Source organism: Ralstonia sp. SA306 (assembly GCF_054792405.1).
Window position 1 is genome coordinate 1,762,521 of the sequence record NZ_CP096452.1, and the last position, 23,014, is coordinate 1,785,534.

Genomic DNA, 23,014 nt, shown 5'->3' on the forward strand with positions numbered 1-23,014 from the left:
CGGCTCGCACAGGTGGCCCGCTTCCTGCTCTTTTATGCCGTTCTTTCTGGAGCCTTCATGAGCACAACCCAACGACACCCGACCAGCGCCGGCGCCAAATTCCGTGCCGCCGTGGCTGAATCCCAACCGCTGCAAGTGGTGGGCGCCATCACCGCCTACGCTGCCAAGATGGCCGAGCAGACCGGCTTCAAGGCCGTGTACCTGTCGGGCGGCGGCGTGGCTGCCAACTCGCTGGGCATTCCGGATCTGGGCATCAGCACGATGGAAGACGTGCTGATCGACGCGCGCCGCATCACCGACGCCGTGCAGATTCCGCTGATGGTCGACATCGACACGGGCTGGGGCGGCGCCTTCAATATTGCGCGCACCATTCGTTCGTTCATCAAGGCCGGCGTGGCCGCCGTGCACCTGGAAGACCAGGTCGGCCAGAAGCGCTGCGGCCATCGCCCGGGCAAAGAAGTCGTTTCCATCGACGAGATGGTCGACCGCGTGAAGGCCGCCGTGGATGCCCGCACCGATGACGATTTCGTCATCATGGCCCGCACCGATGCGGCCGCCTCCGAAGGCATCGACGCAGCCATCGAGCGCGCTGTTGCCTACGTGGAAGCGGGCGCCGACATGATCTTTCCTGAGGCGATGAAGACGCTGGACGACTACCGCCGCTTCAAGGCCGCCGTGAAGGTGCCCATCCTGGCCAACCTGACCGAGTTCGGCAGCACACCGCTCTTTACCACCGACGAACTGCGCAGCGCCAACGTGGATATCGCGCTGTACTGCTGCGGCGCCTATCGTGCGATGAACGCTGCGGCGCTCAACTTCTATCAAACCGTGATGCGTGATGGCACCCAGAAGGCGGCCGTGGAAACCATGCAATCGCGCGCCGATCTGTACCAATATCTCGGCTACCACGCGTACGAAGACAAGCTCGACGCGCTGTTTGCCGCACAGAAATAACGCCTACGAATTCAACGCATCCAAGGAGACCACACCATGAGCGAAGCCGATAACAGCACGCCGAACGCCGGCGCTTTCAAGCCGAAGAAGTCCGTGGCCCTGTCGGGCGTCACCGCCGGCAACACCGCGCTGTGTACCGTTGGCCGCACTGGCAATGACCTGCACTACCGCGGCTACGACATCCTCGACCTGGCCGGCGCGTGCGAGTTTGAAGAAGTCGCCCACCTGCTGGTGCACGGCAAGCTGCCCAACAAGGCTGAGCTGGCTGCCTACAAGACCAAGCTGAAGGCGCTGCGCGGCCTGCCCGCCAACGTGAAGGCCGCCCTGGAGTGGGTGCCCGCCTCCGCCCACCCGATGGACGTGATGCGCACAGGCGTGTCGGTGCTGGGCACCGTGCTCCCAGAGAAGGACGACCACGCCACCCCCGGCGCGCGCGACATCGCCGACCGCCTGATGGCATCGCTCGGCTCGATGCTGCTGTACTGGTACCACTACAGCCACAACGGCAAGCGCATCGAGGTCGAAACGGATGACGACTCCATCGGCGGCCACTTCCTGCACCTGCTGCACGGCGTGGAGCCGCCGAAGTCGTGGGTCGACGCCATGCACGTCTCGCTCAACCTGTATGCCGAGCACGAGTTCAACGCATCGACGTTCACCGGCCGCGTGATTGCCGGCACGGGCTCGGACATCTACTCGGCCATCACCGGAGCGATTGGCGCATTGCGCGGCCCGAAGCACGGCGGCGCCAATGAAGTCGCTTTCGAGATCCAGAAGCGCTACGACACCCCGGACGAGGCCGAAGCCGACATCCGCCGCCGCGTGGAAGCCAAGGAAGTCGTGATCGGCTTCGGCCACCCGGTGTACACCGTGTCCGACCCGCGCAACAAGGTCATCAAGGAAGTGGCGCGCAAGCTGTCGAAGGAAGCCAGCAACACCAAGATGTTCGACATTGCCGAGCGCCTGGAAACCGTCATGTGGGACATCAAGAAGATGTTCCCGAACCTGGACTGGTTCAGCGCCGTGTCGTACCACATGATGGGTGTGCCGACGGCAATGTTCACGCCGCTGTTCGTGATCGCGCGTACGTCGGGCTGGGCAGCGCACATCATCGAGCAGCGCATCGACAACAAGATCATCCGCCCGAGCGCCAACTACACCGGCCCCGACGACCTGAAGTTCGTACCGATCGGCAAGCGCCCGTAAGACCGCAAGAAAAGGAACGTCAACCCCAAACCGTAGAGGGTGTGGCCGTTGACGTTCCGGCCCTTGATGGCGCCTTGAATTTTTGTAAGCGGGCGGAAAGAAGACGGGAAACTGTTTGAGCGAAGCGAGTTTTTCCCGTCTCCGCCCGGTTACATAAATTCAAGGGGAAGTCGCCATCTCGGGCGCGCCTTTCTTTTGCTTACTTTTCTTTGGCAAGACAAAGAAAAGTGAGTCAGCCCCGGCAGGGGACGATACCCGGGATGGACCACAACCGCCCGCCCCCGACAGGGGATGAAACAAGGGATGCACCCACACCATGAACACAGCACACCGCAAACCCCTCCCCGGCACGTCACTCGACTACTTCGACGCGAGAGAAGCCGTCGAAGCCATCCAAGCCGGCGCCTACGACAAGCTCCCGTACACCTCCCGAGTCCTCGCCGAGAACCTGGTCCGCCGCTGCGACCCAGCCACCCTCACCGACTCGCTCAAGCAACTGATCGAGCGTAAGCGCGATCTGGATTTCCCCTGGTTCCCGGCGCGCGTGGTGTGCCACGACATCCTGGGCCAAACCGCGCTGGTGGATCTGGCCGGCCTGCGCGACGCGATTGCCGACCAGGGCGGCGACCCCGCCAAGGTCAACCCGGTGGTGCCGGTGCAGTTGATCGTCGACCACTCGCTGGCGGTGGAATGCGGCGGCTTCGACCCCGACGCCTTCGCCAAGAACCGCGCCATTGAAGACCGCCGCAACGAAGACCGCTTCCACTTCATCGACTGGACGAAGCTTGCGTTCAAGAACGTCGACGTGATCCCAGCGGGCAACGGCATCATGCACCAGATCAATCTGGAGAAGATGTCGCCCGTCATCCAGGCGCACGACGACGTGGCCTACCCCGACACCTGCGTCGGCACCGACAGCCACACGCCGCACGTGGATGCGCTGGGCGTGATCGCCGTCGGCGTGGGCGGCCTGGAAGCCGAGAATGTGATGCTCGGGCGTGCCTCGTGGATGCGCCTGCCGGACATCGTTGGCGTGGAGCTGACGGGCCAGCGCCAGCCCGGTATCACCGCCACCGACATCGTGCTGGCGTTGACCGAATTCCTGCGCAAGCAGAAGGTGGTGGGCGCATACCTCGAGTTCTACGGCGAAGGCGCATCCAAGCTGACGCTGGGCGACCGCGCCACCATCTCGAACATGGCCCCCGAGTACGGCGCCACCGCGGCGATGTTCTCGATTGACGACAACACGCTCGACTACCTGCGCCTCACCGGCCGTACCGACGAGCAGGTCAAGCTGGTCGAGACGTATGCCAAGACGGCGGGCCTGTGGTCCGACACGCTCAAGCATGCGGAATACGAACGCGTGCTGCGCTTTGACCTGTCGAGCGTGGTGCGCAACATGGCCGGCCCGTCCAACCCGCATGCGCGCGTGGCGACGACCGACCTGGCCGCCAAGGGCATCGCCGGCAAGTGGGAAGAAACGCCGGGCCAGATGCCGGATGGCGCCGTCATCATCGCGGCCATCACGAGCTGCACCAACACCAGCAACCCGCGCAACGTGATTGCCGCGGCGCTGCTGGCGCGCAATGCCAACCGCCTGGGCCTGACCCGCAAGCCGTGGGTGAAGAGCTCGCTGGCGCCGGGCTCCAAGGCCGTTGAGCTGTATCTGGAAGAAGCCGGCCTGAAGCACGAACTGGAAAAGCTGGGCTTCGGCATCGTTGCGTTTGCGTGCACCACGTGCAACGGCATGAGCGGCGCGCTGGACCCGAAGATCCAGCAAGAGATCATCGACCGCGACCTGTACGCCACGGCCGTGCTGTCGGGCAACCGCAACTTCGACGGCCGCATCCATCCGTATGCCAAGCAGGCGTTCCTGGCCTCGCCGCCGCTGGTGGTGGCCTATGCGATTGCCGGCACGGTGCGCTTCGATATCGAGCGCGACAGCTTCGGCACCGATGCCAACGGCAAGCCGATCCTGCTCAAAGACCTGTGGCCGACCGACGAAGAGATCGACGCCATCGTGCGTGCATCGGTCAAGCCGGAGCAGTTCCGCAAGGTGTACATCCCGATGTTCGAGCAGCGCAGCGAGTCCGTTGCCAACGTGAGCCCGCTGTACGCGTGGCGCCCGCAGAGCACGTATATTCGCCGCCCGCCGTACTGGGAAGGCGCGCTGGCTGGCGAGCGCACGCTCAAGGGCCTGCGCCCGCTGGCCGTGCTGGGCGACAACATCACGACCGATCACCTCTCGCCGTCCAACGCCATCCTGGCGAGCAGCGCCGCTGGTGAATACCTGGCCAAGATGGGCCTGCCGGAAGAGGACTTCAACTCGTACGCCACGCACCGCGGCGATCACCTGACCGCGCAACGCGCGACGTTTGCCAACCCCACGCTCATCAACGAGATGGCCGTGGTCGATGGCACCGTGAAGAAGGGATCGCTCACGCGCATCGAGCCCGAGGGCAAGGTCACGCGCATGTGGGAAGCCATCGAGACCTACATGGAGCGCAAGCAGCCGCTGATCGTGATTGCCGGCGCCGACTACGGCCAGGGCAGCTCGCGCGACTGGGCGGCCAAGGGCGTGCGCTTGGCCGGCGTGGAAGTCATCGTGGCCGAAGGCTTCGAGCGCATCCACCGCACGAACCTGATCGGCATGGGCGTGCTGCCGCTGGAGTTCAAGCCGGGCACCACGCGCCTCACGCTGGGCATTGACGGCACCGAATCCTTTGACGTGGTCGGCGAACGCAAGCCGCGCGCAGACCTGACGCTCGTCATCCACCGCAAGAACGGCGAACGCGTGGAAGTGCCCGTTACGTGCCGCCTGGACAGCGATGAAGAAGTCTCGATTTACGAAGCCGGCGGCGTGCTGCAGCGCTTTGCGCAGGACTTCCTGGAATCGAACAAGGAGGCGGCATGACGCATCCGGCTCAGATCAAAATCCCCGCCACCTACATCCGTGGCGGCACCAGCAAGGGCGTGTTTTTCCGTCTGCAAGACCTGCCCGAGGCCGCGCAGCAACCCGGCGCCGCGCGTGACGCCTTGCTGATGCGCGTGATCGGCAGCCCCGACCCGTACGGCAAGCAGATCGACGGCATGGGCGGCGCCACATCGAGCACCAGCAAGACGGTGATTCTCAGCAAAAGCACGCGCCCGGACCACGACGTGGATTACCTGTTCGGCCAGGTCTCCATCGACAAGCCGTTTGTGGATTGGTCGGGCAACTGCGGCAACCTCTCCGCAGCAGTCGGGCCCTTCGCCATCAGCAACGGGTTGGTCGATGCGAGCCGTGTGCCGCAGAACGGCACCGCCATCGTGCGCATCTGGCAGGCCAACATCGGCAAGACCATCATTGCGCATGTGCCCATCACCAACGGCGCGGTGCAGGAGACGGGCGACTTTGAACTCGACGGCGTGACGTTTCCGGCGGCCGAAGTGCAGCTCGAATTCCTCGACCCGGCGGCGGAAGAAGATGGCGACGGCGGCGGCGCGATGTTCCCCACCGGCAACCTCGTCGACGACCTGGACGTGCCCGGCGTGGGCACGCTCAAGGCGACGATGATCAACGCGGGCATCCCGACGATCTTCATCAACGCAGAGGCCATCGGCTACACCGGCACCGAGCTGCAGGACGCCATCAACGGCGATGCGAAGGCGCTGGCAATGTTCGAGACCATTCGCGCGCATGGCGCGGTGCGCATGGGCCTGATCAAGAGCATCGACGAAGCTGCCACGCGGCAACACACGCCCAAGGTGGCGTTCGTTGCGCCGCCAAAAGACTACGTGGCGTCGAGCGGCAAGAAAGTCGGCGCGGGCGATGTCGATCTGCTCGTGCGCGCGCTGTCGATGGGCAAGCTGCACCACGCGATGATGGGCACGGCGGCAGTGGCCATTGGCACGGCGGCGGCAATTCCGGGCACGCTCGTCAACCTCGCGGCTGGCGGCGGAGAACGTGGCGCGGTGCCTAATGCCGTGCGATTTGGGCATCCGTCGGGCACGCTGCGTGTGGGCGCGGAGGCCAAGCTGGTGGACGGCGAATGGGCCGTCACCAAGGCCATCATGAGCCGCAGCGCACGTGTGCTGATGGAAGGCTGGGTGCGCGTGCCAGGCGCTTGAGCCAGAGGGAGTAGGAAAGAAAAAGCCGTTCAACATCTTGCAGAACGGCTTGGAGAATGGGCCAGCCTTGCTGGCCCATTTGCATTGCAGGAAGGCAGTCAGTGCATCAGTGCGTCAGGGCGCCGCCTATGGTGGTAAGTGCGCCGCCCACCGTGCCTGTCACCGGTGCCAGCGGCGTGGTGGCGCCCGTGGACGTGACGGAGGTGCCCACACTGGTGACCAGCGAGCCGATCGGCGCCGTGCCGCCAGCGGTCGGCGTACCGCCCAACGCGCCGGTCACCGCACCCAGCGGGCTGCTGCCTCCTCCTACGCCGCCCAAGGCATTCGTGATCGGCGCCAACGGGCTACCCGATGCACTACCGCCAGACAGCGGGCCGCCCAGTGCTGCCACCGTGTTGCCCGTGGCCGTGACCACGCCGCCCAGGCCCGAGACGCCCGGGGCATTCGTGGCGGTCAGCGACGTACCGACGTTGGCCACACCATCGCCCACCGTCTCCAACAGGTTCTTGGCAGGCGCGCCCAGGCCGGTGCTGTTGCCCAGCGTCTGCGTGGCAGTGGTGACTTGCGAAGTCAGCGGCACCACAGCGGAACTGACCTGCTGCGTGACCTGCTCCACCGGCCCCGTCGACAAGGCCGTGCCAAGCGTGCCGCCCGCGCCCGCCACTGCCTGCCCAACCTGCGAAACCGCGCCACCCACCGGTGACGTGACCGGCGACAGCGGCTGCAACGGCCCGGTGCCGAGACTGCTCACGAGGCCACCCGTTGCATCGACGGTGTTCCCGACCTGCGTCACCACGTTGCCGGTGCTCGACACCGTGGTGCCGACCGGGTTCGAGCTGGTGCCGATGCTACCCAGGCCCGATTGCACGCCCGTGCCGAGCGCCGACACCGTATTGCCCACGTTGTCGACCACGTTGCCCAGCGCCGACGCACCCGGCAGATTGCTGCCGCCCACCGTCGACCCCAGGCTGCTGATAGCGTCCCCCGTGGCCGTCACCACCCCGCCGCTTTTGTAGGCGATGTCGCCGGTGGGCGTGGTGGACGCTGTCGTTGTCGTGCCACCCGAGCCGTTGGAACCGGAGCCGCCGCCGTTGCTGGCAGAGCTGCCATCGCTGCCGGTGGTACCGCTCATGTCACCCGAGCCGGAGCTGGCGCAGCCGCCCAGCACAAGCAGACCTACCAAGGCCGCCGAAACCAGTGTCCCTCGTTGCAATGCCTTCATGTCTGCCTCCCGTTTTAAAAATGCGCTTGATAATGCGCGCTTTGCCTGATTCGATCCTTTATCGGTGCGCCATCCGAATCACTGGATAGCGCGTTCAAATTAAGTCTATTAACCGAGTCGATGGCAATTGCAAACATTGTCAAACGCCGGCGATCCCCGGCCTGAAGCCAACTAGGCCCAGGGGACCGCCGCCAGACGAAGTGCCACCGTGGCGCAAACGTTCGCCTTGCAGCAAGAGTTTCCGATTATGTTTGGAGGCAACATTCCAAATTACCCAAAATGGGTTAAACGGCGAACACACGTTATCTGGCTGCGGTACGCAAAAATGGCAGGCGCGGCATGCGAAGCCCCGGAGCGCGCTGTGGCACGGTCGCATCAAAGTGATGGCGTTCGATCACGATGCCGCGCGCCGGCGCCGCCTCGATGAAGTGCTCGACCATCTCGCGCACGTCGGGGTCGATGTAATCTGCTCGAGCACCGTCGACGATGAGCGTGGCGTGGTCCGGCACCTGCGCCAGATAGCGCTTGAGCGGCACCTTGCCCATGAACGACACATCCTTGCGGAACGACAGCAGAAAGTGGTCGTGATGGCGCGCCATGACAATCGTGCGGCGCAGGTTGGCGCGGATCGCCAGCGCGATGCTCAGCGCAATGCCGATCACGATGCCGATCAGCAAGTCCGTCAGCAGCACCCCGACGATGGTGGCGATGAAGGGTGCAAAGCGATCCCACCCCTGCCGCGCCACCGCCACGAACAGCGACGGCTTGGCCAGCTTGTAGCCGGTGAAGATCAGGATGGTCGCCAGGCACGCCAGCGGAATCAGATTGACGATGGTGGTGAGCGCAAACACGCTCGCCAGCAGCAGCACACCATGCACGACGGCTGACCAGCGGCTCTGCGCGCCGGCGTGCACGTTGGCCGAACTGCGCACGATGACGGACGTGATCGGCAGCCCGCCAAACAGGCCTGCCACCAGGTTGCCCACGCCTTGCGCCTTCAGCTCGCGATCCGGCGATGCAGCACGTTTCTTTGGGTCGATTTGCTCGACGGCCTCCAGGCACAACAGCGTCTCGAGGCTGGCCACGATGGCCAGTGCCATGGCTACGCGCCAGACATCGGGATTGCCCAGTGCCCCGAGCGCGGGCGACTCAAGCGCATCGAGAAACGCCCCGAACGAAGCCAGCGACGGTAGATCGACACGATGCTCGGCCGGCACTGCAATGCCCGGCGCCACCACCTCAAGGAGCAATGTCACGCCAATGCCGAGTGCCACCACAACCAGCGGCGAAGGCAGCGCGCGGACCAGCGTGAATCGCCGCAGCATCGGCGTATCCCAGCCGATGAGCACGGCGGCTGACAACAGCGTCACCAGCAGCGCCGTCAAGGACATCGACCCCAACGGCGTGGCGACCGTGCCCGCGCCGGCCGCACCATCGGCCCCTGCCAGCCCAAGCGCCAACGGCACCTGCTTGATGATCAGCAGCAGCCCGATCGCCGCGAGCATGCCCTTGATGACCGACGACGGCACATACGCCGCAAAGCGCCCGGCGCGCAGCATGCCGAACACAAACTGCAACGCGCCCGCCAGCGCCACGGCCATCAGAAACGCCGAGAAACCGCCCAGCTTGGCAATGCCGTCCACGACGATCACGACGAGGCCCGCAGCCGGGCCGCTCACGCTCAGTTGCGAGCCGCTGAGCAGCGCCACCACCAGGCCGCCGATCATGCCGGAGAGCAGCCCGGCAAGCGGGTCAACGCCCGATGCATTGGCAATACCCAGGCACAGCGGCAGGGCGACAAAGAACACGATAAGCCCGGCGAGCATGTCGCGCGGGAAGAATGCCGGTGAGGTTGGTGTTTGCATGGTTGTTGGAGTTGTATGAATTGCGCACGCGCGAACGCCTGCCTGCGGGCGGGGCACCGCCGGCATGCGTGAGGAGAGAAAACGTCGGGAAACAGCGGCGGCCGCAAACGCCGCCGCCGATCGGGTTAAGCGATGGCCTCGGCGGGCATCAGGATGTCGCCGCGGGTGGCGTGTTCCGCATCAGGATCGCCCGAAGCCAGCACGCGGATGTGCCCATCGGCCAGGCCGAAGATCCAGCCGTGTATGCGTGGCGGGCGTTCTGCCTCGCGCACGATGGCGCTCTCGCGCAGGCAGCGCACCTGTTCGAGCACATTGAGTTCGGCCAGACGATTGACGCGTGCATCCAGATCGGACGCGGCATCGAGTTCTGTACGGTGACGGCCGGCCAGCGCGCACAGCGGCGCAATGCGGCGCGCCACGTGCGGCAAACCATCGGGCGGCGGCAGCAGCGATGCACGTACGCCACCGCAGCCGTCATGCCCGCACACGATCACGTGCGCGACCTTGAGCACGCGCACCGCATATTCCAGCACGCTCATCGTGTTGTCGTCCGCCGGACAAACAAGATTGGCGATATTGCGATGGACGAATAAATCGCCCGGGTTGGAATGCGTAATGGTTTCAGCGGGCACACGGCTGTCTGCACAGCCGATCCATAACACCTGGGGTTGTTGGCCTTGGGCCAAACGTGAAAAGAATCCGGGATCACGTGCGGCAGTTTCGTGCGCCCACGCGACATTCTCGACAAGCATGCGTTTCGGTCGATGCATTGGTATGGCTCCTGCGGAATCTGCGAGACCGCTGCAGGCCGGAAACCCAGTTGGGCGGGTGTTCGCGGCAACGTTGCAGTGCAGCGGAAACGTTACGAAAACCATCGTATGAGAAAGGTTCCCGCTGTGCCAGTGAGGGTATCGACGTCAAATCGGATCGAATATGCACCGATAATGCGCACGCCCTGCGCGACTCTGTCGCACCGATTATCTGCAATCGGGAAACTGCGTGCAGTTATTCCACTGCCCAAGTTATCTATCCGAAATATTTAATTCCTGGATCGGAAAATATTCCATCACAGGTGAATGACCAGCACCCTCGATCAACCACGTGGGTGCCCGCATTTGGGGCACGTTTTCTAAGCCGATCAACAGCTTGCGCGTTAGCCCAGGCGAACTTGCGCAACCGCTTCGCGCCATTGCGTGAACCGCTGGGCACGCGCTTGCGCATCGCCATCGTCGCGTCCGTAGCGCAGGGCGACGTAACCGGCGGCTGCATTGCGCAACGCCTGAGCCGCGTGCGGAAACTGCGCGGCGGCACGCTCGGCATAGGCCGTCGGGCCCTCTGCCGGACCGCGCGCGCAACCATGCCTTGCCAGCCGGTCACACAGGCGCTGCCACTGGGCCTGCACCGGGTCAGGCTTGGGCTTGCGCTGCTGCCACAGCAGCGGCAGCGCAGCGAGCAGGAACAAACCCGACACGCCCCACAGCACCGCGCGGGGGTCCGCTGCATCCAACCCAAGCCACGCAAACAGGCGCGCCTGGCGGCTGCGGTCGTAGCCGAGCACCCAACTGTTCCAGCCGCTGATCAGGCCATCCAGCCCCCAGCGCACGCTGCGCAGCCAACCCGGTTCTTCTGCGCGGCGCGAGCGGAATTCGCTGGCGGGCACGGCGGCAGCCAAGCCACGTTCGACGCGTTGCGGCGCGACGGCGGCGGTTGGGTCCACACGCACCCAGCCGCGTCCGTCGAGCCACACCTCAGCCCAGGCATGTGCATCGGACTGGCGCACGATGATGTCGCCGCTCATGGCATTCACCTCGCCGCCGAGGTAGCCCACCACCACGCGCGCCGGCACACCCGCCGCGCGCATCAGGAAGACGAAGCTGCCCGCGTAGTGCTCGCAGAAGCCACGGTGCGTGCGGAAGAGAAAATCATCGATCTGCTGATCCTGCAACGGCTCCGGTTCAAGCGTGTAGGCAAAAGGTGCGCGGCCAAACAGCTTGAGCGCCGCCGATACGCGCTCAGGCGGCGGCAGCTCTGCCCATTGCGCTGCCAGCGCACGCGCTTGGCCGTTGCCCGGCGGCAACGCCAGCGCCATCTGCTGCGTGCGCGGATCGAGCGGGCGGGCATCGTCCGTGCGATTGCGCTCCGGCAGCCGCGAGCGCGCGTGATAGCGCACGCGCTGGTCGAGCGGTTGCGTGCTGATGAATTCGCCGTCGATGCTGCGGCCGGTGCCGTCTCGCGCCTCGATCGACTGGCCGCGATCGAGCGCAAACAGCCAGCGCTGGCGCGTCGGTTCCAGCGTGATGTTGTAATCGAATACGCCCGGCGCGCCGCTCATTGCGTCCGCAGAATTGGGTACGCTTTCCGCTGCGGGACGTTGCCGCATCGACGCAGCCGTCCACGCTTGGCCATCAAAACGCCACAGCACCATGCCGCGCCAGTAGAGCGTGTCGAGCGGTGGCGGCGCGCCGGCAAAATCGACACGGAAGGCAAGATCGTCGGAGAGGATCAGTTGACCGACGGAGCCGGGCGCCATGCGGTCAGACAGGCCGCTGACGGCGGTGTCGGCAGTTTGCGGCAGGCGCCACAGCGGATGATCCAGCCGCGGGAACAGCAGGAACAGCACCGCCGCGCACGGCAACCCCATGAGCACCAAACGCGCCAGCACACGCGCGGGGGATACGCGCGTACGCGCCTGCGGATGCAGCAGCAACAGCCAATTGCGCAACAGCAGCGCCACGGTCGCCAGCATGGTGGCGGCCAGCCAGGGCGGCTGGTCGAACAGCCCCTGCGAGAGCAGCAGGAAACAGCACAACTGCGTGACGAGCACGCCGTTGCGCACGGTGTGCGATTCCATCAGCTTGAGCACGAGAAACGCGCCAAGCAGCGCCACCGACAAGTCCCGCCCAATGTTTCCGCCGGTGCGCATGGCGAGTGCCAGCGTCACGACAAGGGTGGCCACGCCCGTCAGCCCCAACAACCACTTGCCCGGCAACGGCGCGCCCCGCACCCACAGCAGCGCGCGCCAGAGCAGCAGCACGCCGAACACGGCGCAGGTCACCAGCGGCAGCGCACGCAGCAGCGGCACAAGCACGACAGCAAGCTGCGCAATCAGCCAGCCGTGCTCGCGATGGGTCAGCGCGCGGGCCGAACCGAAGGCGGCCGCTTCGGTGCCGATGATGGCAGTGGTCATGTGGCCACCTCCCCGCGCATGTCGATCATCCGAGCCGAGTGGTGTCGGTGGCCGGCGGCATTCGCGGCCGTGCGCATCCCCGCTGCGCGGGGCCCCTGCTTACTGCTCATGCCGGCCCCTCTTCCGGCATCGCAGGCTTACCCCACAACGCCAACGCACGCAGACATGCGTCCCGATGCGCAACACCCCGCGCCGGGCCAATGACAGTGCCCGGCAGGCTCAGCGTGTATTCGGGTTCATCGCCGGCGGGGGCGTGCTCGGCGGCCAGCACCCACGCGCACAGGCGCGACAGGCGTTGTTCCACGTTCATCGAGGGCGGCAGCGCTTCCCACGCGAGCACGCATTGCGCGTGGCGGACTTGCTGGCCGGTGCGGCTCATCCACGTGTCGAGCCGCGCGCTGTGCTTCCAGGCGATGCTGCGCAGGGCGTCGCCGGGGCGGTACGTGCGCAATTGGTCTGCGGCTTCTTCGACATGGGTGCGGGCGGCGCGCGTGTCGTCTTCGTCGCCAGGGTCGGGCGCAAAGCTGGCGGGCAGCGGCGGCGCGGAGGGTTCCGGTGCGGGATAGACCAACAGCGTGAGCGGCGCATCGGCATAGCTCCACGCGCGAAACAGGCCGAGCGGAAAACGCGTCGACACCGTCAGGCGCGGCAACTTGAACCAACCGCGCGGCTGATCGGCGAAAGACAACGCGGCCACGATGGCGTCTTGCGCGTCGAGCGATGTTTCAACCGCCGCGGCTTGCGCGGCGCTCACATCCACACCCACACGCGCCCATGGCGTGACATTGGCCAATGCCACGCCAACATTCAACGCATGCCCGGCAAACACGGCATCGCCCGCCGCGCCGCGCACTTCCAGATCAACGAGGTTGCGATGTGTCTGCCACATGGCGGACGCTGCCACGCCGGCCAGCACGAAGGTCAGCAGAAAACCGAGGCTCACGTTGTAGTTGAGCGAGGTGAGCAGCATCACGACCAGCAGCAACGCAAAGCCGCCGCCGGCCGCAGTGGGCAGGATGTAGACGTGATTGCGGTCCAGGCGGATGCGGCCTTCGCGCGGCTTGCGCGGCCGTTGCAGAAAGCGTTGCACACGCGAGCGCGCAAAGCGCACGCCGGGCAGCATCGCCAGGCCCGCACCGAGCACACGCAGCGGCGCCAGCAGCAAAGACGTGAACCGCGCCATGACGCCGCGTACTTAGGGAATAGCGACCGTGTCGAGCAGCCGCTGCGCCAGCGCGGTGGCCGACAGCGTGCCGCCCGTGGGCAACAACCGGTGCGCCGCCACGGCCTTGAATACGGCTTGCACGTCTTCGGGCAGCACGGCGTCGCGGTCGTCGATCAGCGCCCAGGCACGCGCCGCCGCCAGCAACGCCAGCCCGGCGCGCGGCGACAGACCCATCTGCACCTGTGCGTCGGTGCGCGTGGCGTTCACCAGCGCGAGCACGTAGTCGACCAACGCCGGCGCCACGTGTACGGCATCGGCGGCAGTCTGCAAGGCGATGACCTGCGCGGCGGTCAGCACCGCTTCAATGTCTTGCGGCGCACCACCCCCAAGGTACAACGCACGTTCCGAACTTTGATCGGGATAACCCAGCGACAGCCGCATCGTAAAGCGATCCAACTGCGATTCCGGCAGCGGATGCGTGCCGATCTGGTTCAGCGGGTTCTGCGTGGCAATCACGAAGAACGGCTCGGGCAGCGGATACGTCGCCCCGTCATGCGTGACCTGCCCTTCGGCCATGGCTTCGAGCAGCGCGCTCTGCGCCTTGGGCGTAGCGCGGTTGATTTCGTCGGCCAGCACCACCTGCGCGAACAGCGGCCCGGGGTGGAATTCGAATGCGCCCTTCTCTTTCACGTAGATCGATACGCCGATCAGGTCGGTGGGCAGCAAATCGCTCGTGAACTGCACGCGCTGGTATTGCAGCCCGAGTGTGCGGGCCAGCGCATGCGCCAGCGTGGTCTTGCCCACGCCCGGAAGGTCTTCCAGCAGCAGGTGCCCGCGTGCGATCAGACACGCCAGCGCCAAGCGAATCTGCAGCGGCTTGCCGAGCACGATGCGATCGAGCGCGCGTTGCGCCTGCGACAGCGCAGCCGGCAACGTGAGCGCCGTAGCGGGTGTCGTACGAACGGGAGACAGCGGGGCTTGGTTGGGCGTCATCAAGGTGCGGCCGAAGCAACAATGCCAGCGAGTGTAGCGGCATCGTACGACACCCGCGCGCCCATCTCTCGTGTGCGTGAGTGCGCTACAACATCAGTCCGGTTTGCGCGCGGGGATAGCCGCATCGAGCAACACGCGTGCCGTGCGCGGCAGGCTCTTGATGAGGCGCGGCGCATCGGTGCCGAAGGTCTGGCTGGCGGTGTAGGCGCCTTCGATCAGGAAGGCCAGGTCGTCGGCCAGCGCATCGGGATCGCTCGCACCGGCGGCTCGGGCGCGGTCACGCAGGCGGGTGAGCAGCAGCGCCTTGTTGCGCTGGACAAACTGCCGCGCCGGATGCGTCATGTCCGGAAACTCCGCCGCCACATTCACAAACGGGCAGCCCCGGTAGCCGGGGCGCGAAGCGCGCTCGGAGACATCGATGAAGAACTGCAGCAATTGCGCGCGCGCATCGTCCGGGTGCTTGGCCACGCTCGTGTTGAAGTAGCCCCAGAAGCTCTCATCGCTGCGCTCCAGGTAAGCGATGACGAGATCGTCCTTCGACTTGAACTGGCGGTACAGGCTCATCTTGTTGACGCCGGCCTTCTCCACCACGGCCTCGACGCCCACGGCCCGCACGCCTTCGTAGTAAAACAGTTGACGAGCCGCTTCGAGCAAGCTGGCGTGAGCGTCCTCACCGCTGATGCGACGCGGCGTCGGCTTGGGTTGCTCAACGGTGGTGGAAAGCGCGCGAGGTCCGCGACGATTGAGGGTGGCCATGGTGGTGCTCCTGCAAGCGCGGTGGGGCACAAACCCCCAGCCACGCCGGTGTCATTCGAATGCTGCTTGACATGTTACCGACCGGTACCTACTATCGCAACCACGTTGTTACCGACCGGTAACGAATGCGATATTGTCGCCCCAACAAGAATTAAGAATCGAAAGAATCGGACAGCCCATGCAGCGACTTGCCCGCCTCATCGCCCCCCGTTTTCACTACAGCTGGCTTGCGCTGGCGGTGGTGTTCCTGATCCTGCTATGCGCGGCTGGCACGCGCGCCACGCCCAGCGTGATGATGCTGCCGCTCGAGCACGAATTCGGCTGGAGCCGCAGCACGATCTCGCTGGCCATCTCGATCGGTATTGCCCTGTATGGGCTGACGGGGCCGTTTGCAGCGGCGTCGATGCAGTATTTCGGCATCCGCCCGACGGTGCTCGGCGCGCTGGCGGTGCTGATTTCCGGCACGGCACTCTCGGCGATGATGCACGAGCCGTGGCAGATGGTGCTGCTGTGGGGCGTGATGGTAGGCGGCGGCACGGGCGTGGCGGCCATCACGCTGGGCGCGACGGTGGTCAATCGCTGGTTCACTTCGCATCGCGGGCTGGCCATGGGCATCCTGACGGCCAGCTCGGCCACGGGGCAGCTTGTGTTCCTGCCGATGATGGCCGCAGTGGTCGAGAGCTACGGCTGGCGCCCGGTGGTGCTGATCGTGGCCGGCGCGCTGGCGTTGCTGTTGCCGGTCGTGTGGATGCTGCTGCCGGAATCGCCCAAGAGCGTCGGTCTGCGCACCTATGGCGAACCCGCAGATGCGCCGGAAGTCGATCCAGGCCCGCGCGCCAACCCGATCACCCTGGCCATGCAGACGCTCGTGCAGGCGGCCCGCAAGCGCGATTTCTGGCTGCTGTTTGCCAGCTTCTTCATCTGCGGTGCGAGCACCAACGGCTACATCGGCACGCACTTCATCGCCATGTGCGCAGACCACGGGTTCTCCGAGGTGAAGGGCGCAAGCCTGCTCGCGGCGATGGGGATTTTCGATCTGGTGGGCACCACGCTGTCGGGCTGGCTGTCCGACCGCTACAACAGCCGCGTGCTGCTGTTCTGGTACTACGGCCTGCGCGGCCTGTCGCTGATCTACCTGCCGTATGCGTTCGGCTTCGAGTTCTTCGGCCTGCCGGTGTTCGCAATCTTCTACGGCCTGGACTGGATTGCCACCGTGCCGCCCACCGTGCGCCTGACCAACGATGTGTTCGGCAAGGCCGCGGCGCCCATCGTGTTCGGCTGGATCGTCGCGGGGCATCAGTTGGGCGCGGCATTCGCCACGCTGGGTGCGGGCATGATGCGCGCTTCGCTGGGCAACTACACGCTCGCTTCCATGATTTCGGGCGGGCTGTGCGTGGCGGGCGCCTTCCTGGTGCTGCGCATTCACCGCACGCCCAAGCAGGATGCCGAGCGCGCGGGCCAGCCAGCTACCGCGTAATCAAGGTTTCAGGAAACCGTACTTGGCCAGCACCGCCTGGCCGGCGGGCGACAGCACATACGCCACGAAGTCGGCCGCCGGTTGCGGCTGCTTCGTGCCCGAGGTCACAGCGATCGGGTACGTGAGCGGTAAATTCAGCGGCACGGGGCTCGCAATCTTCACCTTGTCAGCGGCGATGGCGGCATCGGTGGAAAACACCAGGCCGGCCTCAACCTCGCCTCGCGACACATAGTCCAGCGCCTGCCGCACGTTCTGCGCCAGCACGGCCTTGGCCTCCACCGGCTCCCACAGTTTGGCCGCTTCCAGCGCACGCTTGGCATAGCGGCCCACCGGCACCGACGCCGGATTGCCGATCGCCACACGTTTCACTTCGGGCCTCGTGAGATCGGCCAGCGCATGCACGGGCACCGTGCCCGTGGCGGGCACGATCAGCACGAGCTGGTTGGCGACAAAGTCGTGGCGCGTCTCGGCCTTGATGACTTTCTCGGCCACAGCCTTGTTCATCGCCTCCTGATCGGCGGAGGCAAACACGTCTGCGGGGGCGCCCTTCACGATCTGTTGCATCAGCACGTCCGACGCGCCAAAGTTGAGCACGACCTTGGTGTCCGGGTGCAGCACTTCGTACTGCTGCGCGATCGTCTTGAAGGCGTTGGTCAGACTGGCGGCCGCTGAAACAACCAGGTCCGACGCATGAACGGGCGCGGCCAAACCCAGCGCCAGCGCAGCGACCAGACCAATGGCGCGCACGTGCGCGCGCAGCGAGAAGCGTTGCATGAAGAACCCGGGAAAGTTGATGGATGACCGGCCGTAATATACGAGTCGATATAACGCTCGGTCAATGCGCTACCTGAATGCCGGATATCACGCTCTGGTCATGCGGCTTCAGGTGCGATCGGCTCGCGCGGCTTCGTCAATGCAATCGGCAAGCCGCCCCGCAATGGGCTGGCGGCTGTGGCGGGGGCGTTCGATTAAACCGATCTCGCGGTAGAACGTGTCGTCGCCCAGGCTGATGGCACGTGTGCCGGACGGCCAGGTGGCTTGCGCGGCGGTCTGCGGGGCAAGTGCAACGCCCTGCCCGCGCGCGACGAGCTGCGTCATGCCTTGCAGCTCGTCGAGTTCGATCACGTCGCGCGTGGTGATGCGCTGGTCGCGCAGGAACTGCTCGACGCGACGGCCGCCGAACGAGCGGCGGTCGTAGCGGATGAACGGTTCACGCGTGAGCAGCGCGCGCCAGTCGTCGCCGGGCATGCTGGCGGGCACCAGCAGCACGAACGGCTCGGCCACCAGCGTGCGCCATTCCAGATCGGCCGGTACCGCAAACGGAGGGCGGATCAGCACGGCCAGGTCGATCTCGCCGGCATCTACGAGGCCGAGCAGGTCAAGTGAGACACCCGGCAGGATGCGTGCGCGGCAATGCGGGAATTCGCTGCGAAATTGCACCAGCGCATCCACCAGGAACGAAGTCTGCACCGAAGCAATCGCCCCGATACGCACAAGGCCGCGCTGCTCGTTGCCGCCGGCCTGGTCACCCAGACGGTCGTACAGCGTGACGATGTGCTCGGCCAGCGCCAGCGCATCGCGCCCCGCGGCGTTGAGCGTTGCCGAGCGGCCCGTGCGATCGAAGAGCGGGAAGCCGAGCGAGGCCTCCAGACGTTGGATCTGCGCGCTCACCGCCGACTGCGTCAGGCCGATGCGATCGCCCGCGCCCGCAAAGGTGCCGTGCCGGGCAACGGCGATGAAGGTCTTGAGTTCTCGAAGCATGGAGCGCGCGCGTCAATGGAGAAGCGCAAGGATACGCGTGCCGCGCCGGCTCACTTGGCAAACAGCGACGCCATGTTGGCAAACGCCTTGATCTCCATCGCGTTGCCCGACGGATCGAGAAAGAACATCGTGGCCTGCTCGCCCACTTCACCTTTGAAGCGGATGTGCGGCTCGATGATGAACTCGATGCCGGCGGCACGCAGCTTGTCGGCGGCAGCTTCCCATTCGGGCATCGACAGCACTACGCCGAAGTGGCGCACGGGCACGTTGTCGCCGTCGACGGCGCTGGTCTTGCGATGGCCGATTTCGTCCGGCGCCAGATGGGCGACGATCTGATGGCCGTAGAAATTGAAATCCACCCAGTCCGGCGAACTGCGCCCCTCCGGGCAACCGAGGATGTCGCCATAGAAGGCGCGCGCCGCGGCAATGTCGTGTACAGGAAAAGCCAGGTGAAACGGGGCAAGCACGGGTGTGACGTCGCTCATGGTGTGGGGGCAAAGGCGGCAGTGATTGAACAAGGCGGCACCGGCACGCAGGTGGGGGGCACCCACGCACCAGGCCACGCGGATGAGTCTATGCGTATCCATTCATCCACAAAAGCGATGATTTTTCGCACTGAGCACCATTAATATCGATTGATTGACCAAAAAAAACGCCGCTCAACGGCGGCGAAAGAGACACACGGTAGGCGCGCCTGCATGGGTGCAGACACGCAAAACTCGGACGATTCAGGCGAAAACGAACGGCGTCATGACCGCTTCAACATCGGCCAGCGGCAGGCGCACAGTGCAGACGGTGGCATCGCCCGGCACATTGGCAACGCGGAAACCCGCATCACGCGCCAGGCTGATCATGCGGCGGTTGATGGACAGCACCTCACCGAAGACCTCCCGCGCGCCGGACACCCTGGCCGCACGGACCAGCGTGGCGAACAAACGCCGCCCGACGCCCTTGCCCTGCCACGCATCGGCCACCAGCATTGCAAATTCGGCCACACCGTCTTCCACGACGAAGCGGCCATCGGCGATCAGGTCTTCGCCGGTGCCGTCGGGGCGCGCCACGCTCACGACCAGCGCCATGTGGTTCACGTAATCGATTTGCGTATAGGCGGCGAGCATCTCATCGGTCAGCCGGCCCCCGCCCACCAGGAACCGCGCATAACGCGACTCGGACGACAGCCCTTCGACCAGAGCGGCCTCAAGGGGCGCGTCTTGCGGCAGAATCGGGCGCACGGTGGCGATGGAGCCGTCGTGCATGGTCCAGCGGTCGATCCATTCGGCGGGGTAACGGTGGATGGTGTAAAGCATGGGGATCTCCTCACGCGATGGATCGTTGTTATTGACCGCCAGCACGGGATCACCGCCTGACTTTCTAATTTGAAGCTAGATTAGCAGAAACCCTGACTTTTGCAAGTAAAGTCAGAATTGACTATGCTTTTGCCATGAGAATTCCGGAACCCTTCCCCGTCCCAGCGGCGTCGGAGCTTGTGACGTCGATGGAAGAGCCCTGCTCCATCGCGGCCGCCGTGTCGATCGTCGGCGAGAAATGGACCTTGCTCGTGCTGCGCGAAGCGTTCTCGGGCGTGACCCGGTTTGATGAGTTTTTGCGCCGCACGGGGTGCTCGTCGGCGATCCTGTCGTCGCGGCTCAAGGCGCTGGTGACGTACGGCATCCTGCGGCGCGTGCCGTATCAGGAACCGGGCGACCGCGTGCGCGATGCCTACCGGCTCACGCGGGCGGGCGTCGACCTGCTGCCCGCCATCGTCGCGCTGATGCAATGGGGCGACCGCTACCTCACGCCCGACGGTGAGGGCCCCATGCTGTTGCGCGACCGCGAAAGCGGCACGCCGATCCACGTGGCGCTGGTCAATGCGCTGGGCGAGCCGGTTGCGCCCAAGAACTCGATGCGCGAGCGCAATCCGCGTTATGGGCAGAGGGAAAATGCTGCCGCCGCGGCCGACGATACGCCGTCAGACAACGGGTAACACACAACTTTACAGGCCCGGAAAAACGCCCTATCGTCGCGGATGAATGGGCAAATGGCCGCGTTCGGCCCGGCTTTCCAACGCATCCTGCGCCTTGCCCCATCGCTTGATGGCCGCCCCTCCTGATTTCGCCCTCGACCTCGCTGCTCACGTCCGGAACCACGACCGCCATGCCTGATGCCGTGGTACCGCTCTACCACCAGATCTACGTCGTCCTGCGCCAACAGATTCTTGAGGGCCGGTTCAGTGACGGCCCGATGCCGGGCGAAATCGAGCTGGCCCGTCAGTTCGGAGCCTCGCGCGTCACGATGCGGCGCGTGTTCGACTACCTCGTCAAGGAAGGTCTGGTGCGCCGCCATCGCGGCATGGGCACGTTTGTCGTCAAACCCGATGACCCGCTGACGATGGGCGGCGGCGCCCAGACGCTGCTGCAGAACATCATCGACGTGGGCGAGCGCACCTCCGCCGTCGTCGTCGAATTTGAAGACGTGCTGGCCCCGCCCGACGAGGCCAAATGCCTGGAAATCGCACCCGGCACGCCGATCAAGAAACTCGTGCGCGTGCGCCACCTGGAAGACACGCCCATGGCGCTGATCACCACGTGGCTGCCGCTAGACGTAACAAGCAAGCTCACGCTGGACCGCCTGGCAAACCAGTCGCTGCTGCGGCTGATCGAGGGCTCGGGCGTGCGGATCGATCGTGCGTCGCAGGTGGTGTCTGCCCGTTTGGCCGATGTGGCGACGGCGCAATATCTGGATGTGACAGTGGGTGCGCCGCTGCTGTCCGTTCAGCGCATCGTGCGCGAGATGAGCGGGCGGCCCGTGCAACTGCTGCAGGGCCTCTACCGACCAGACCGCTACGAATACCGCATGGAGCTGTCGCGCGTGGGCGAAGACCGCGCTCGCCTGTGGATCGACAACGCCGGCCACGACGTGCAGGGCGGCCACAGCGAAGACGTGGAAGAGGCCCCTGCCTCAGCGCCCAACCCCGCCGGACAGCGCGCCTGACACCACCCCCAGCAAGGTTATTGGCCGCCAGCAAGCCCAGAGGAAAGTTGTTAGCATCGCCGCTTCGCTGCGATGCAGCAATATCCTCCATGAGGTTTCCATGTCGACCTCGCCTGCGTCCCCAACGCCCGCCACCGCCGCCACCGCTTCAGCCGCACCTGACACCCAAGGGTTGATCCGCCTGCTCACGGCCGGTGCGGGCATCAGCGTGGCATGCATTTACCTGAACCACCCGTTGCTCGGCCTCATTGGCCGCGACCTTGCCATCGCGCCGCACGCGTTGGGCGTGTTGCCGACGCTCACGGCGGCGGGCTATGCCAGCGGCATCTTTTTCTTCGGCCCGCTGGGCGACCGGTACGACCGTCGCATCGTCATCCTGTGGAAGGCGGTGCTGCTCACGCTGGCGCTCATCGCCAGTTGCCTTGCGCCCAACCTGCCAGTGCTGGCTGCGGCGGGCTTTGCAGTGGGGCTGTCGGCCACCATCGCGCAGGACTTCGTGCCCAGCGCTGCGGCCATCAGCACTGACCACAACCGCAACCGCAACATCGGCACGGTGATGACGGGGTTGCTGATCGGTATCGTCAGCTCGCGCGTGTTCAGTGGCATCGTGGCGGACCACTTCGGCTGGCGCGCGGCATTTGGCGTGTCGGCGGTGGCGATTGTCGGGCTGGCGATTGCCGTGCGCGCCGCCCACTTTGGTGTGGCGCCGCCCTCCGCCACCATGCGGCAGCCGTACCTCACGCTTCTGCGCTCTCTCGGCACGCTGTTCGCCCAGCACCCGCGGCTGCGCGCATCGGCCATCACGCAGGCGTTCATCGGCATTGCGTTCTCGGGCTTCTGGTCGACCGTGACACTGCATCTGACGGGTTCGCTCGGCCTGTCGACGGGGCAAGCGGGTCTGCTGGGCCTAGCCGGCGCAGCGGGCGCGCTGGGTGCGAGCATTGCGGGGCGATTGTCAGGCCGCGTTGCGCCGGGCCACATCGCGGCGGGCGGCGCGTTGCTCATGGCAGTGACGTTTGCCGCAATGTCGCTGTTCCCGCAATCGCTCATCGCCATCGTGATCGGCACGCTCGTCTTTGACGTAGGCGTGCAGGCAGCGCTGGTGTCGCACCAGACCATCATCTATGCGTTGGCACCCGAAGCGCGCAGCCGCATCAACGCGGTATTCATGACGGCGCTGTTCATCGGCATGTCGGTGGGCGCGTATGGCGCGAGCCTGGCGTGGACAAGCGCGCGCTGGACCGGACTGATGGCGTTCTGCACGGCGGCTGCGTTGGTGGCGCTCGGGTTGCGCGTGGTGTTCAACGCGCGGCAGGGGGCGCGGTAA

At 65.6% G+C, this 23,014-nt stretch carries 19 protein-coding genes; 8 read left to right on the top strand and 11 right to left on the bottom strand.

From position 1 onward, the window contains the following. The first annotated feature begins 57 nt into the window (after positions 1-57). The 4 genes from prpB to prpF all read left to right on the top strand — a co-directional run bounded on the left by prpB (position 58) and on the right by prpF (position 6,270). Complete coding sequence (gene prpB / locus M1D44_RS24445) at positions 58-954, top strand: methylisocitrate lyase (RefSeq protein WP_112188706.1); 897 nt, start codon at positions 58-60, stop codon at positions 952-954. Between the two features lie 36 nt (positions 955-990). Then, positions 991-2,160, top strand: coding sequence for a bifunctional 2-methylcitrate synthase/citrate synthase (prpC, locus tag M1D44_RS24450; protein WP_092974691.1), 1,170 nt, complete (start codon positions 991-993; stop codon positions 2,158-2,160). A 316-nt stretch (positions 2,161-2,476) separates the two neighbouring features. After that, positions 2,477-5,074, top strand: a complete 2,598-nt coding sequence (acnD, locus tag M1D44_RS24455) for a Fe/S-dependent 2-methylisocitrate dehydratase AcnD (protein ID WP_316852646.1) — start codon at positions 2,477-2,479, stop codon at positions 5,072-5,074. Next, positions 5,071-6,270 carry a 2-methylaconitate cis-trans isomerase PrpF gene (prpF, locus tag M1D44_RS24460; RefSeq protein ID WP_024978185.1) on the top strand — a complete coding sequence of 400 codons (1,200 nt, stop codon included), beginning with the start codon at positions 5,071-5,073 and terminating at the stop codon, positions 6,268-6,270. Before acnD ends, prpF begins: the two co-directional genes overlap by 4 nt. 106 nt (positions 6,271-6,376) lie before the next feature. On the opposite strand, the gene M1D44_RS24465 is transcribed toward prpF, so the two are convergent. From M1D44_RS24465 to M1D44_RS24495, 7 genes are all read right to left on the bottom strand, one after another. Then, positions 6,377-7,492, bottom strand: coding sequence for a collagen-like triple helix repeat-containing protein (locus M1D44_RS24465; RefSeq protein ID WP_316852648.1), 1,116 nt, complete (start codon positions 7,490-7,492; stop codon positions 6,377-6,379). A 302-nt stretch (positions 7,493-7,794) separates the two neighbouring features. Further along, a complete protein-coding gene (locus tag M1D44_RS24470) occupies positions 7,795-9,357 on the bottom strand; it encodes a SulP family inorganic anion transporter (protein WP_112188715.1) in 1,563 nt (520 codons plus the stop codon). Between the two features lie 125 nt (positions 9,358-9,482). Next, positions 9,483-10,127 carry a carbonic anhydrase gene (locus tag M1D44_RS24475; protein ID WP_439004441.1) on the bottom strand — a complete coding sequence of 215 codons (645 nt, stop codon included), beginning with the start codon at positions 10,125-10,127 and terminating at the stop codon, positions 9,483-9,485. A 383-nt stretch (positions 10,128-10,510) separates the two neighbouring features. Continuing rightward, complete coding sequence (locus M1D44_RS24480; protein WP_316852650.1) at positions 10,511-12,544, bottom strand: transglutaminase TgpA family protein; 2,034 nt, start codon at positions 12,542-12,544, stop codon at positions 10,511-10,513. Between the two features lie 106 nt (positions 12,545-12,650). Continuing rightward, on the bottom strand, positions 12,651-13,727 hold the full coding sequence (locus tag M1D44_RS24485) for a DUF58 domain-containing protein (RefSeq protein ID WP_024978180.1): 1,077 nt from the start codon (positions 13,725-13,727) through the stop codon (positions 12,651-12,653). A 12-nt stretch (positions 13,728-13,739) separates the two neighbouring features. Beyond that, the gene (locus M1D44_RS24490; RefSeq protein ID WP_316852651.1) at positions 13,740-14,702 is read right to left on the bottom strand and encodes an AAA family ATPase; all 963 of its coding nucleotides are present in this window, start codon (positions 14,700-14,702) and stop codon (positions 13,740-13,742) included. A 93-nt stretch (positions 14,703-14,795) separates the two neighbouring features. Further along, complete coding sequence (locus tag M1D44_RS24495; RefSeq protein WP_024978178.1) at positions 14,796-15,458, bottom strand: TetR/AcrR family transcriptional regulator; 663 nt, start codon at positions 15,456-15,458, stop codon at positions 14,796-14,798. Between the two features lie 178 nt (positions 15,459-15,636). Between M1D44_RS24495 and M1D44_RS24500 the strand changes: the two genes are divergently transcribed. After that, a complete protein-coding gene (locus M1D44_RS24500; RefSeq protein WP_316683435.1) occupies positions 15,637-16,935 on the top strand; it encodes an MFS transporter in 1,299 nt (432 codons plus the stop codon). On the opposite strand, the gene modA is transcribed toward M1D44_RS24500, so the two are convergent. The 4 genes from modA to M1D44_RS24520 all read right to left on the bottom strand — a co-directional run bounded on the left by modA (position 16,936) and on the right by M1D44_RS24520 (position 20,003). After that, positions 16,936-17,709, bottom strand: a complete 774-nt coding sequence (modA, locus tag M1D44_RS24505) for a molybdate ABC transporter substrate-binding protein (RefSeq protein WP_316852653.1) — start codon at positions 17,707-17,709, stop codon at positions 16,936-16,938. It abuts the gene before it with no gap. Between the two features lie 108 nt (positions 17,710-17,817). Next, entirely contained in the window at positions 17,818-18,696 is an 879-nt protein-coding gene (locus M1D44_RS24510) for a LysR family transcriptional regulator (protein WP_316852654.1), read from the bottom strand. Positions 18,697-18,746: 50 nt separating this feature from the next. Further along, positions 18,747-19,181, bottom strand: coding sequence for a VOC family protein (locus tag M1D44_RS24515; RefSeq protein WP_024978174.1), 435 nt, complete (start codon positions 19,179-19,181; stop codon positions 18,747-18,749). Positions 19,182-19,424: 243 nt separating this feature from the next. After that, positions 19,425-20,003, bottom strand: coding sequence for a GNAT family N-acetyltransferase (locus M1D44_RS24520; protein WP_024978173.1), 579 nt, complete (start codon positions 20,001-20,003; stop codon positions 19,425-19,427). 134 nt (positions 20,004-20,137) lie between these two features. Between M1D44_RS24520 and M1D44_RS24525 the strand changes: the two genes are divergently transcribed. The 3 genes from M1D44_RS24525 to M1D44_RS24535 all read left to right on the top strand — a co-directional run bounded on the left by M1D44_RS24525 (position 20,138) and on the right by M1D44_RS24535 (position 23,014). After that, positions 20,138-20,680, top strand: coding sequence for a winged helix-turn-helix transcriptional regulator (locus tag M1D44_RS24525; RefSeq protein WP_316852655.1), 543 nt, complete (start codon positions 20,138-20,140; stop codon positions 20,678-20,680). A gap of 170 nt (positions 20,681-20,850) precedes the next feature. Next, on the top strand, positions 20,851-21,687 hold the full coding sequence (locus M1D44_RS24530; RefSeq protein WP_024978171.1) for a GntR family transcriptional regulator: 837 nt from the start codon (positions 20,851-20,853) through the stop codon (positions 21,685-21,687). Between the two features lie 100 nt (positions 21,688-21,787). Further along, positions 21,788-23,014 carry an MFS transporter gene (locus M1D44_RS24535; protein WP_024978170.1) on the top strand — a complete coding sequence of 409 codons (1,227 nt, stop codon included), beginning with the start codon at positions 21,788-21,790 and terminating at the stop codon, positions 23,012-23,014.